The organism is Hufsiella arboris, assembly GCF_009834875.1.
Classification (GTDB): Bacteria; Bacteroidota; Bacteroidia; order Sphingobacteriales; family Sphingobacteriaceae; genus Hufsiella_A; species Hufsiella_A arboris.
This window is the reverse complement of sequence record NZ_WVHT01000006.1, coordinates 190,654-204,058: the sequence shown is the minus strand read 5'-3', so window position 1 is coordinate 204,058 and position 13,405 is coordinate 190,654. Positions and strand designations below refer to the sequence as shown.

At 40.9% G+C, this 13,405-nt stretch carries 10 protein-coding genes; 6 read left to right on the top strand and 4 right to left on the bottom strand.

Translation table 11 applies throughout. The features are described from left to right. Entirely contained in the window at positions 1–828 is an 828-nt protein-coding gene (locus tag GS399_RS14030) for a prephenate dehydratase (RefSeq protein ID WP_160845272.1), read from the bottom strand. A 295-nt stretch (positions 829–1,123) separates the two neighbouring features. Between GS399_RS14030 and GS399_RS14025 the strand changes: the two genes are divergently transcribed. From GS399_RS14025 to GS399_RS14010, 4 genes are all read left to right on the top strand, one after another. Beyond that, positions 1,124–2,191 (top strand): SMP-30/gluconolactonase/LRE family protein, encoded by a 1,068-nt coding sequence (locus GS399_RS14025; protein WP_237487953.1) that lies wholly within the window; start codon positions 1,124–1,126, stop codon positions 2,189–2,191. Positions 2,192–2,347: 156 nt separating this feature from the next. Continuing rightward, on the top strand, positions 2,348–3,019 hold the full coding sequence (locus GS399_RS14020) for a hypothetical protein (RefSeq protein ID WP_237487952.1): 672 nt from the start codon (positions 2,348–2,350) through the stop codon (positions 3,017–3,019). A gap of 174 nt (positions 3,020–3,193) precedes the next feature. Further along, positions 3,194–4,510 (top strand): M16 family metallopeptidase, encoded by a 1,317-nt coding sequence (locus tag GS399_RS14015; RefSeq protein ID WP_237487951.1) that lies wholly within the window; start codon positions 3,194–3,196, stop codon positions 4,508–4,510. 16 nt (positions 4,511–4,526) lie between these two features. Then, a complete protein-coding gene (locus GS399_RS14010; protein WP_160845270.1) occupies positions 4,527–5,861 on the top strand; it encodes a M16 family metallopeptidase in 1,335 nt (444 codons plus the stop codon). Positions 5,862–6,148: 287 nt separating this feature from the next. Here GS399_RS14010 and GS399_RS14005 read toward each other — a convergent pair whose 3' ends face one another. After that, complete coding sequence (locus GS399_RS14005; RefSeq protein WP_160845269.1) at positions 6,149–8,083, bottom strand: beta-N-acetylhexosaminidase; 1,935 nt, start codon at positions 8,081–8,083, stop codon at positions 6,149–6,151. A gap of 139 nt (positions 8,084–8,222) precedes the next feature. On the opposite strand from GS399_RS14005, the gene GS399_RS14000 reads away from it, so the two are divergent. Both GS399_RS14000 and GS399_RS13995 read left to right on the top strand, forming a co-directional pair. Then, positions 8,223–8,714, top strand: a complete 492-nt coding sequence (locus GS399_RS14000) for a TlpA disulfide reductase family protein (RefSeq protein ID WP_255491673.1) — start codon at positions 8,223–8,225, stop codon at positions 8,712–8,714. Then, a complete protein-coding gene (locus GS399_RS13995; RefSeq protein WP_160845267.1) occupies positions 8,711–9,322 on the top strand; it encodes a thioredoxin family protein in 612 nt (203 codons plus the stop codon). Before GS399_RS14000 ends, GS399_RS13995 begins: the two co-directional genes overlap by 4 nt. Positions 9,323–9,483: 161 nt before the next feature. Here the strand turns inward: GS399_RS13995 and GS399_RS13990 are convergent, their stop codons facing one another. Further along, entirely contained in the window at positions 9,484–11,391 is a 1,908-nt protein-coding gene (locus GS399_RS13990; protein ID WP_160845266.1) for a DUF3857 domain-containing protein, read from the bottom strand. After that, positions 11,388–13,355: a DUF3858 domain-containing protein gene (locus GS399_RS13985; protein ID WP_160845265.1), complete on the bottom strand. Its 1,968-nt coding sequence runs from the start codon at positions 13,353–13,355 to the stop codon at positions 11,388–11,390. Before GS399_RS13985 ends, GS399_RS13990 begins: the two co-directional genes overlap by 4 nt. Positions 13,356–13,405: the final 50 nt, after the last annotated feature.

Sequence of the window (13,405 nt, the reverse complement as noted above, 5' to 3'; positions counted from 1 at the left end):
TTAAACTTCTTCGTTCTTTTGATATTCACCCATGATGGTGAAGTTTACGGCATATTTTAAAACCTGCCTGATCGCTGAATCGTAATCGGGCGAGTTATTCCATTCGATATCGACATAAAAGTTGTACTCATTTCTTTTGCCTAAAACAGGCATGGATTGAATCTTGCTGAGGTTGATATTTTTATCGGCGAATATATTCAGGATTTTTGCCAGTGAGCCAACTTCATTACCAACCTGGAAACTTAAGGATGCTTTATTCGCCAGGCCGTCGATTGATTTTCCGGGATAGGTAAGGATCAGGAAACGTGTATAGTTTTTCTTGTTGGATTCTATCCGGCGTTCAATGATTTCCAGGCCATATAGTTTTGCCGCAAGTTGATTGGCGATGGCAACCGTGTCAGTTAGTTGGTTGTCACGGATTTTCTTTGCACATGCTGCGGTATCTGTACTTTCAACAACTTTTATGTGCGGATATTCATAAAAGAAGTCGATACACTGACGGATAGCAATAGGATGTGATTCAACGAACTTAATATCTTCAAATTTCACTCCCGGCAAGGCCATTAAATGTAATTGTATAGGGAGGTAAACTTCGCCGATAATGCTAAAATGGTAATCTTGTAATAGCGTATAGTTTGGTAGGATGCTGCCGGCAATAGAGTTCTCGATAGCCATCACCACATAGTCCGCTTCTTTGTTTTTTAAAGCTTCGCAAGTGGCACGAAAGGAGTTGCATTCGATGGTATCGATATCCTCACCAAAAAACTTGAAAGCAGCTTCTTCGTGGAATGATGCCTTGATGCCTTGTATTGCTATTTTTCTACTCATAATAAAGCACAAAAAAAAGTCCCGGCTTTTGACCGGGACTTTTCGTTTTTATATCGTTAAGTTAAACGCATTCAGTCCCGGCTCTTACTCCAGAAGTAAAAGTAACCGTAAAAATATGCGTTAGTTGTAATCATTATTTGTATTGCTTGCGCCAAATGTACATAACAAATCTAGTTATGCAAGAAAAAAAATAATTTTTTATCAACCGCTGTTTCGGTGAGCGAGCCGCTTGAAAATGTGATAAATACTAAACCAAGCAGCTTTTTCTGTGTTCCATGTTCAAACCAGCATGCGCATGAAAAAAAATCCTCTTTTTGTATGCATAACCTTATTATCCGCCATACAGTTAAAAGCTCAAATGCCAGCCCTTGTTGAAGTAGCACAATTCGGAAAGTTCCAGCCCATCGGACTTGCTGTTAGTAAGGCCGGCCGGATATTCGTTACATTTCCAAAACGTGAGCAATACGAATTTGGACTTGCAGAAATTAAGGATGGAAAGCGTGTTCCCTATCCGGATACGGTGTGGAATAAATACGATACATTAAATACAGCAGAACATTTTACCAATGTTCAGGCTTTATGGACCGATAAGGAAAATAAATTATGGGTGCTTGATCCGGCTAATCCCAGCGGTGGACCAACGATACCCGAGGGTGTCAAGCTGCTTAAAATAGATATTGATAGTAACAGGGTTGAACGTATTTACCGGTTTGAGGATCTCCGCCGGGAACAAACGGCTCTGAATGATGTACGAATAGATAATGAACGGCAGCTGGCTTATCTTTCTGATCCTAAACAAGCTTGCATTGTTGTATTAAATTTGAAAACGGGTAAAAGCCGGTTGGTATTAAAAAATGAACCGTCAACGAAGGCGGATACAACTTTTGTGCTGAACATCGATGGAAAAGATGTGATCAACCAGGAAGGAAAGGCATTCAGCTCGAATGTGAACGGTCTCGCTTTTTACAATGATTATCTTTTTTTTCGGCCGATAAACCAGACAAAGCTTTACAGGATTTCAGCTTCTTACCTGGCAGACTCAACGCTGAGTGGTTCACAGCTTACACAACGTGTTGAACATATTGATGATGTTGGTGTTTCGCACGGAATGATTGCAGACGAAAAAGGAAACATTTACTTAAGCGATTCTCCCGACAATGCGATACGCTATGTTACAAGGAATGGAACGCTAAAAGTTCTGATAGAAGATAAACGCCTTACCTGGCCCGACTCATTTGCCATCGGCCCGGATAATTACCTCTATGTAACCTGCTCACAAATTAACCGGACGCCGGCTTACAATAACGGTGAGGATAGGGTAGAGTACCCATTCCGGCTTTTCAAAGTAAAGCTTCCCGAGTAACAGATTGTTAATTTGTTTAAAAATAATCTAAGCAAAGCGTCGTTTAGCCTGTTACACCGTTGAATATTTTAACTCTTTGTAATTTTTATGACCAAAGCCGCCGGGCTGATCGCTCTTAGTTTATCCGTATTTTTTTGCAGTTGCTCATCTATTTACATGCCGAACGTTCCAAACACGCCAATGCTCGATTCGAAAGGCGAGCTGAGCGCAGCTGCACATATTTCGCTAAAAGGAAATGTAAGTTTAAATTCCGCTTATGCCGCGTCAGATCATTTTGCTGTTTTGCTTAACGGATCGATAATGAATAATAAACACAGTGACGAGGATTTCAGGCACAATCTGATAGAGGCCGGCGCTGGTTATTTCAATAACTTTGGAGACGATAAAGAACGCATTTTTGAAATCTACGCGGGTTTAGGCAAAGGAAATAGCGAACGTAATTACCGGGAAGAAACCGGTGATCATATTTATACCACAACTGAACGGCAAGAGTTTACGCTGAATAAATACTTTGCCCAGGTTAATTATTCGGCGAAGAAAAAGGACGGAATAAAGTTGTTTAATAAAAATATTGAGCTGAATTACGGTACGGTTTTCCGGCTCAGTTATATCAATATGAAAGACTTCAAGCTGAATGATGTCTATCAGCCAACCGAGGATAATATCTTCATTGAGCCTGTTTTCTTCACCCGAACGGCACTTAGTAAAAATGTGCAGTTACAATACACCACCAGCAGTAATTTCGGCTTAAAGAACAGGAAATATCTTACGGCCGGCAACTCTATTTTTACCATTGGATTGATTGTAAACGTTGGCGGTAAAAAATAAGCAGTTAAGCTGATTCTGTTTTTATTTTAAGTAAAATTATTTTTAAAAATTAGTCTTGTATGTGATAGATTTTGAAGTTTTTACTTGATATTTAGTAAAGATTTTTCACGTATGGCTTCAAAATTTATCAAATGTTTACTTGCAGGTGCAGGAATGTTATCCGTAACCTGTTTAATGGCTCAACCCCGGCTTCCTGAGGGTTATTTTTGGAAAAAGCTTCCAAACGGGTTGGAAGTCGTCGTCATTGAGAATAGTAAAGTTCCGTTGGCGACTATTGAGATTGCAGTTAAGAACGGTGCCTACACGGAAGGACCCGAGTACAGCGGCCTTTCTCACTTATTTGAGCATATGTTCTTTAAAGCGAATAAGGATTATCCGGATCAGGAGAAGTTTCTGAAACGTACGCAGGAGCTTGGCGCAATCTGGAATGGAACGACCAATGTCGAAAGAGTTAACTACTTTTTCACTTTTGATAAGGACAGCTTGAAAGCTGGTCTTAAGTTCATGAATTCGGCCATCCGGTTCCCTATCTACCGTGAAGAAGACATGAAAAAGGAACGCCCGGTAGTCGACGGCGAGTTCCAGCGCGCTGAGAGTGATCCTGGTTTTCAGCTTTATTATGAAACAGGAAAACGTCTTTGGGGAGATAACTTTACCAGAAAAAATCCGATTGGCGACCATGAAGTGATTAATACGGCGACACCTCAAAAAATGATGGTGATCAAGGATAAATATTATTTCCCAAATAATAGCCTCCTGACAATCTGCGGCGATGTTAAACACGAAGAAGCGTTCGCTTTGGCAAGCAGCATATACGGCGACTGGGCATCCAGCGGCTTTGATCCGCATGTTAAATATCCCATTCCGGAATTCAAACCTTTAGCAAAGGACGAGTTTTTCGTAAAAGAATCGTCTATCGCCAAAACGCCGTACATGTCTTACGACTGGCAGGGACCGGCATATCTTACTGATTCTGCTGCTACAATTGCCGCTGATGTGTTTTCAACTATAATCGGACTGAATTCGTCTAAGCTGCATCAGGCCCTTGTTGATAAAGGCCTGGCTTCTTCTGTCGATTTCAGCTACTCAACGTGCCGGTATACTGGCCCCATCGAAGTCTTTATTGTTCCTACAGGCGCAGATAAAATCAAGGAATGCAATGATATATTGATGCAGCATATAGCTATGTGGGATAAGGATGATTATTATACAGATGAGCAGCTGAAAGATGCAAAGGCCATTTTGCTTAGAAATAGTCTGCGCAGTAAGGAAAAGCCGTCTTCGTTAGCCAGCCAGTTAAGTTACCAGTGGTGCAGCACTTCGTTAAATTATGCAACTGATTTGGACGAGAACTACCAGAAAGTAACGCGTGAGGATATTAAAAAATACGTTGATAAGTACATTGTTGGCAAGCCGAAAGTTGCCGGTGTAATTCTCCAGGCTGATGTAAGCAAGCAATACAATGTACCATCATTTTTTGTAGCTAAATAATCTTAATCCAAAAGCAATGAAGAAATTTTTATATACGATATTGATCACTTGTTTGGCGATAGGTAGTCAGACCGCTAATGCGCAGGAAGAAGCCTACGAAATGATGGTGAGCGGGGTGAAAGTCATCGTTCAACCAACGAAAAATGATATTTTGGAAATACAAACGATCATAAAAGGCGGTGTGCAAAATTACCCGGCTTCAAAGGTTGGTATAGAATCGCTCGCCATGAACGCTTTGACTGAATGCGGCACTGAAAAACATGACAAAAATAGTTTTAAAGATGCGCTCGATAAAGTAAGCGCCTATGTTTACGGCTACTCTAATAAAAATTACTCGGTAATCCGGATGAATTGTATAAAGGGAGATTTCGACGCCGTTTGGCCTTTATATCTTGAAGCTTTAACTATTCCGAAATTTGATGCAACAGAGTTCGCACGTATAAAAAAGGTAGCTATTTCCAACCTGAAAGCACAGGAATCGCAACCTGACGCCGCTATCAACAAATTTGCCGACAGCATCGCATTTGCGGGTCGTGATTACGCCAAGGAACCTTCCGGAACCGTGCCGTCCCTTACCAAACTGACCCCTCAGGAAACAAAAGCCTATTATAAGTCTGTGTTTAATAAGGCGCATCTGCTTGTTGTGGTTGTTGGAAATCTCGATAAAAAACTGATCGAAGAAAGAGTGAACGCGATGCTGGCAGCTGTACCGCAAGGTAGTCCATTTCAGTTGAAGAAATCATCATTCAGGGTTTATAAGAATACATTTAATGCAGAACCACGCGAGTTTGCAACGAACTATGTACAGGGAATAACCGGCGGTCCGCAGCCGGGAACTCCCGATTTTGACGCGTTCAGCGTAGCGATGCGCATATTTGCCGACCGGCATTTTTTAGATGTTCGTACCAACAATGGACTTTCTTACGCTCCGCAGGCCTGGTTTAGCAGCGGCACCACTTCTACTGCGCGCTTTTCGGTCTCGACTACTCAGCCAGACAAGTATATCGCTGTTTTCGACAAACTGGTAGATCAACTTAAAACACAAGGCTTTAAAGCCGACGAAGTAGCTAATATGAAAGTTGAATACCTTACAGGATTTTACTACAAAAACGAAACGAACAGCGCCCAGGCTTCATCGATCGCCTCAAACGAAGTGCTGTTTAACAATTGGAAGCGATCAATGACAATGGTTAATGACGTCAAGAAGCTCACGCTCGATGATGTGAACACAGCTTTCAGAAATTACATCGGCAACACTGTTTGGGTATACCAGGGTGACACGAAAAAGGTAAATCCGGTATTATTTATAAACGGCACGGTGAAAAAACCTGATAATCCGGTGAGTCATTAAGCGGCTTTTTGTAGATAATATAAAGAAGCTCCTTGTCTGTTTGTGACAAGGAGCTTCTTTATTATTGGTGGTGTCGAACCTTTGAACTGGTATCGGAAGTTTGGTTACATTTTGGAACGATGCTGTACTTTTCAATAATAAGTCATGACTTCTTGAGGAAAAAGTCATGACTTATTTTAACCACGATACGAAGCTTTTATTGCATACTTTAAAATCAGACTACTAACATAAAAAAGGACCTCTCAAGATTGTCCTGAGAGGTCCTTTTTCAATATTTTGACTTGCTGTTATTTTCCTTGCTGCGCTCTGCCCGGTGATTTTTGAATTTTGTCCTGCAGATCCTTAATAGGATAATTGATCAGTCGGCCGATAGGTTTTCCATCCCGATAGGTAATCATTTTTAGCATAACAGCGTCTTTCGGAGCTACTAAAGGCGCAGTATATTTAGGATAGAAGTTGTCGGGGAAAGAGTTGTCGAAAGTGTAATAAATATCTAATCCGCTTACTTCAGTACTCAGGTTGATTTGCAGCTGCCTGTCGGCCGTTACGCCTGTGCTTATTATCGGATCGTAAGCGCTTGGTGAATATTTTACCTGGGCTTCGTCAAAACGCTTAAAGTGCTTTTCCACTTTTCCGAAGAAGTAGTCCCAGTTTTTCTTCTCTTTTGGCGACCAGACCGATTCTGCGATAGCTAATCCGCGTGGCCACATCATGTATTCCAGGTGGCGCATATTGTAAACTTGTTCAGTCCATAAGTTCGCTTGACCTCCTTTGATATACTTTTTATCGACACCCTCCGGAAGCGGGTCGAACTCATAGGATTTGTTTAAACGAAGCGTAGCATAAACTCTTGGTTCAATTGCCGGATCGCCCTGCATATAGTCAAGGTAGGCAAACGTGGTAGGACTCATTACGACTTCATGCTGGGTTTTGGCGGCTTCAATTCCTCCCTTGATGCCTCTCCAGCTCATCACAGCAGCAGTAGGAGACAGGCCTCCTTCAAGAATTTCATCCCATCCCATAAATTTTTTGCCTTTCGATTCGACAATTTTTTCAACACGTTTTTCGAAATAACTTTGTACTTCTTCCATCGTTTTCAGACCTTCGCGCTGCATAAGAGCTTTTATCGAATCATTTTTTGCCCAAAAGTTTTTCGGGCATTCGTCGCCGCCAAGATGGATATACTCGAACGGAAACAATTGTGCAAGCTCGGTGATCACTTTATCCATGAAATCGTACACCTTCTCGTTTGCCGGGCACAACGTGTTGTCGACCAGCGCAATCGGCGGCGCGCCATGCGACCAGTCCATAATTTGCTCACCCGAACGAACTACATATTTATCAGCTCCCGGAGTACAAGACAGTTCCGGGTAGGAAGCTATTGCAGCCAGGCTATGTCCTGGCACATCAATTTCAGGCAGGATGTTGACGAAACGGTCTTTGGCATATTTTACCAGTTCACGAATATCGTCCTGGGTATAAAAACCACCGTAATTTTTTGGCTCGTTTGGTGTAGGAGGAGTAAAGTTTCCGAAGTAACCTGTTTTGTTTACGCGCCACGCCCCAACTTCGGTAAGCTTGGGAAGACTTTTTATTTCAACGCGCCAGCCTTCATCATCGGCGAGATGCAGATGAAGAAGATTAAACTTGTACTTTACCATTTCATCAATATATTTCTTTACATCATCTTTTGTAAAGAAATGTCTTGACACGTCGAACATTAGGCCTCTCCATCCAAATCGCGGATAATCGGTAATTTCTACACAAGGAACAGCCCATTTGACATCTTCAGCCTTATTGCTTTCAATTTCTTTCGGAAATAGCTGGAGCAACGTTTGAACGCCGTAAAAAAGGCCGGCTGGTTGTCGCGCCTTTATAACGACGGTTTTAGGAGTGATGCTTAATTTATATCCTTCGCTGTCAAGTTCCGCATTCTCATCGGAGACCAACAGTAATTGAATCGATCCTCCAGTAGAAGATGTGCTGACGTTAACCTGTGTTTGAGTAACAGCAAGCTTCTTTTTAAGGTAAGAAGCTACATTTGCTACCTCAGCGCCGTTACTGATTCTTAAGGTCAATTCTTCTTTTGGAAGGACAAAAAAGCCCTCGGTACGAGTTAAACTAACCGGTTCGGGAATGATCGCAATTCCTGTTTGCCTGGAAGTTTGTGAGTGCGCCGCAAACGCAATTAATAGCATACATGCTGTTATGAGTCTTTTCATTGAAAGGATTTATTACCAAATAAGAAATCGCAAATTATTAATTTTCTTTAAAACGAGTTGTTAATGACTGATTTTAACATCTTTTCAAAATTAACAAGTGTTTTATACGTTAACTTTGTTGTAGTAACGCTGTTGATTAATGTATTGGAAATTAGTTGTTTGTGGTTTTTTTTTGCTGATAAGCAGCCAGCTTAAAGCACAGAAAGTGAATCCTATCAGTATGGATCAATTGGAAAATCGATTCAAAAATGGCGGCGATACTACTTACGTGGTAAACTTTTGGGCAACATGGTGTAAGCCCTGTGTAGCAGAACTACCAAATTTCGGCCAGTTACAGTCGAGCTATAAAGATTATCCTGTAAAGGTTTTAATGATAAGCCTTGATTTCAAATCCAAGCTTAAGACGCATGTCGAACCCTTTGCTGAAAAGCAATTGCCATGGGCTTCGGCTTTTATATTAAGCGACGACAATCAACAACAATATATGGAACGAATCAGTAAAGACTGGTCTGGTGCCTTGCCTGCAACATTATTTGTACGTGATAATGGCGGCAAACGCAAATTTCATGAAGGCGAATTAAGTTTCTCTGAGCTACAAAATATCTATAAAACTTTTAATAATGGATTATGAAAAAGATGATATTCTTATGCTTTGTCGCCGTCGCATTGATGGCAAAAGCTGCAGGCACAGGCTATAAGGTTGGTGATAAGGCAACCGATTTTAAGCTTAAAAATGTAGATGGAAAATTAATATCACTGGCGGATTATAAATCGGCAAAGGGATATATCGTTGTTTTTACCTGTAACCATTGCCCGTACGCACAAGCTTACGAAAAGCGAATCATGGATTTAAACACACAGTTCGCGTCGAAGGGTTACCCGGTAATTGCAATCAGTACAAATGATCCTATAGCCGAACCCGATGATTCATTTGAAAACATGCAAAAGCGTGCTGCTGAACGAAAATATGCCTTTCCATACCTGATTGATGAAACCCAGGAAACAAGCCGGGCGTATGGAGCAAGAGCTACTCCGCATGTGTATGTCCTTGAGAAAACCATTTCCGGAAACATCGTCAAATATATCGGTGCAATTGACAACGATACCGAAGATACAAATCCCTCCAAGACAACGTACGTAGCCAATGCCGTCAACGCACTGTTAGCTGGAAAACCAGTTGAAATAAGCAGTACTAGAGCCGTTGGCTGCGGTATAAAATGGAAAAAAGAGAAAGTTTAAAATATACCTTTGTGCAGTCTCCATGATAATTGAAGACTGCACTTTTATGAAAGAAAAGGAAACCTACACCTTTTGGAAAAATATCAGCGTTTTGCTAAAACCGAAATATTACTTTATGTAGTGATGGTTGCGATTATCGTAATCGGTTTGCTGATTTTCGCTTAACGTTTTATCAAAACCAGTTTACTGTTATCCGCCTCCTTAATTTCCTGGTAAAAGTCAACAAGCTGCTGATAAGCCTCTGCAGGGTAATTCCCTTCCTTCAATATCAAACTCCTGGTGTAGGTAACAGACTTTTCGTCTTTTTTTATCGTGACTGAAAATTCACCGAACGGTTGTTTAATAACCTTATTTTCTGGCAACGATTCGATCTTATAATCTCCGGGAAGTTTAAAAGTCAGTTCATCAACGTCGGTATAACCGCGATTGATATATACCGGAAAGGTTCTGTTTCGCAATTCGTTAATAGTTCTGGAAGAATTAACTTCATTTAACGGAATGTATAACCTGCCGCCATTTATGACACCATAATTATATGCCGTAAATTCCGCGGTTTCAACAGCTGTCGGATTAGCGCTTTTATTCTGCGTAAAACTGATTTTGGCTGATTCGATGTTATTGATTTCATAAAACTCCCGAAACTTTTTGATCATCTCAGTCTGCGTAAGCCTCAGCAACGCGTCGTGATTTTCGTATTGTGTACCGCTGAAAGAGGTTTCCATTGTTACATCTGCGTTTCCAAGCGAATCGATACGAAAATTTGCTTTACGTATTTGTTTATTTTTTAGCGGTGAGTAGTATGGAGTATGCATGATTTTACCACCGCTCTCTGTACACGCTATAACAGTTCTGTCATCGGTGAAATCACTTAAAAAACCGAAGGGAATATCCTTGCTGGTGCACTCAAGCCACGTTGTGTCACGTTCAAACGGTAAACAAAGAATTATATGATTACCGAACTGCATCGTTGCAAAATCGGCGGGCGCATTCCGTTTAAAACTGCCGGCCTGAACGATACAGTAATATGATTTGATTCCGGCGACGTTCAGTAAGGCCTGTGTATAATTCACCAATGCCTTACAATCGCCGTAACTTAATTTATCTACTTCAAAAGCTTTGGCAGGCTGGAAACCGCCGATTCCTATCTGAACGCTTATGTATCGCGATTTTTGCTGCATGTACTCGTAAATCTTTTTCGCTTTACTTTTTTCGTCAGGAAGCTGACTTACCAATTCTTTGATGCTGGCGATTGTTTCAGGTGGAAGCTCTGTGCGTCCTTTCAATAGCTTTTCATTCACCCATGTGCCAAATTCTTTCCAATTGGCGAATGATCCGTCAACGCCCTGATAGCTAAATTTATCGGGAGTGATTCTAACAGATGTTAAAAACGTTTCGGGGTGCGGGCTATATAATTCGCTGCGATAAGATGGTGCATCGTGCATAGTCCAAACGGTTGACTTGAAATCTTTCGTAGAATCACTGATTGCCTTTCCTGCATAATTCAATTCTTTTAAGCGATAGCTGAAGCCAGGAAAAGTTTTTAGCTCAAATCGAGCGCTTTGCACTGAAACGCCGGTTGTTTCGATCGGCTTCCAATATGGCAAAAGCAAGCTTTGATTGAAGGTTTGCTCATATTCATATTCAATTGTGTAAGGATATGAAGCGATGGCAGGTTTAAAACGCTTCACTCGTGAATCTTCGTAGAGCGAGCCGTCAGAAATCGCGCTTTCATCAGTAAGATTTTTATCCGAAAACTTTGAAACAGGCATGCCAAATTCATTGTAAATCACGCCTTTTAAGTTTATTCGTGCTTCACGATTACGCGTGTAATAAATATCAATAGCCGCATGTACATCGCCGTTATTATTGAAAACCGTTATAGCTTTTTTAACGTGATAAATTACCTGGGTATATGATTTAACTTCTACCGTCTCGTTATGAGTCCTGATCACTGCATTGCTTCTGATCATCAGGTTTTTAGGTATGTCTGAAGCCGCGTAATTTGTTTGAGCATTAGCTATTTCTCCGCTAACGATCATGCTTAACAACAATAAAAATTTGCGGATCATTTCTTTTTAAATATGATGTCGGACTTCTGCGTTTGTATGATCCGGTTAAATAACTCTTTTAAAAAGGGATACTCGTCAGACATATATACTGACTTATTTAGGGCGAACAATTCTGAATAATTAAGGCTGTTTTGGTCGGTTGTTATTGAAGTGATAAAACGACCACCGCCTTCAGGTAAAGCGAGACCGACGTCTGCCGGCTTGCTAACTATTTCATACTCTTTCGGAAAGGTTAGATTTATGCTGATTTTTGATTCGGAAGGTACACCCCAATCGACAGGGTAGTTACGTTCCTTAAGTTTAAAGGGATTCTCTTTAACGGGATCCATAAAGAAGGGATTGAAAGAAAACTGCTGATTGAGCGAACTGTAGGCATCGATCTCAATGTGATAATTTTCAACCACGCCGATGTCAAGCGAATCAACGTTTTTAATTTCTGACTTCAGCAGCTTGATCTTAGGCATTTTTTCGTCGAGATCTTCCAGGTATTCTTCTTCCGAATTAAACTTTTTTATGGCTTTTCGTTTGTTATAAGCCTCATAACCGAAAGACATAATAGTCATGTCGCCCTCAATTTTACCGTTGTTTTTTAGCTCAAGGTTTAAATTGTAGATTTTATTTTCCTTTTGTGAGGCCGTCAGGTCAACCCAATATGATGCTTTATCCAAACTAAGAACACGGCCCTGATCATTGATACACCGTACAGGTAAAAGCCCGAAAGAAAGTAAAGGGTCTGAAGCGTCAAGCATATAGCTTTTGCCACCGATAGTTGCTTTTGCGACCACATAATTAAAATCACTTATCACAGGAAATAGCCGGTTTATCAGACCATTGTCCCGGGTTGATAAAAGTACTGCCTCGGTATTAATACCTGCCGATGATAATGCAGCGATAAGTGATAAATTGATATCTCCGATATTGCCGGTATGACTTTCAAAGGCCTTTTTTATCCCGTTCTCGCTGTAACATCCGAAGCGGTTATTCCATTTAAAGCTTCTTTTGATGAATGAATAAACAGCCTTCGCTTTTGAAAGCTCGTCGGGTTGATTTTGAATGCTTGCGGTTAACAACGGCTTGAAGAAATCTTTCTTTTTTAGCTGGCTGCCGAAGTTTTCGTCTTGTTTAAGCTCGTAGTCAACGTCTTTCCAATCTTTTGTCACTTTGTGCTTAGCGCCCATATAATCGACATAGTCGGACAATTCGTAGTTTATAGAAGATTTGAAATTTACTGATGACGTCATGTAATCCTCTTCAACAAATGCCGGAACATCTGTAATTAAATAGGAGATTTTTGAGCAATCAGCTTTCACTCCACCGCCGGGAGCAAAACACTCTTTTTCCAGCTCTGCGTCATTTTTAGTTAACTTTAAATAGCCCTTTAAAGATGCGTTGTAATTATACACGGCAGGGATATGGGCAACGTATTCGCTGGACATTTTGGGAATGTTCCATTGGAAATCCCACTTCCTGAAATTGAAAACATAAGGCGATTCAATCTCATAACTATATTCGACAATGCAGCCATCGGTCAGATTTGGCATCGCAAATTTTAACAGGTCCCAATGAATATTCTTGTTTTCACGGAAGACTTTTTTAGGGTCCAGTTCGCTGGTATGCATTGCCCCGTCTTTTCCGAGATAAGTGGTAACTCCTTTAATCTCCCTTACCAGCTCATATCGGTCGTTATTTGATTTGTAAACCGGAATTACCACGTCGCCATACTCAAATGCCTTGCTGTTAAAAATTTTGATTTTTACGTGGTAGTCAAAAATAAGCGGGCATTTATCATCACTGCTGATACGGGCCGTTCCAAATTCTTTCAGCACTACCGCGTTGGCAGAAGTGTCCCTGGAGTACGACTTCATATCAAGCTCCTGAAGTGTGGTGCTTCCATAAGCAAAATCCTGACCATCAGCGGCTTTAAAAAGACATAGCAATGCTATGAATAACGAAATTTTTTTCATTGGATAAGTTAGGTTAAGAGCGCTAATTTAATTTTTTTAATTAATCAGAT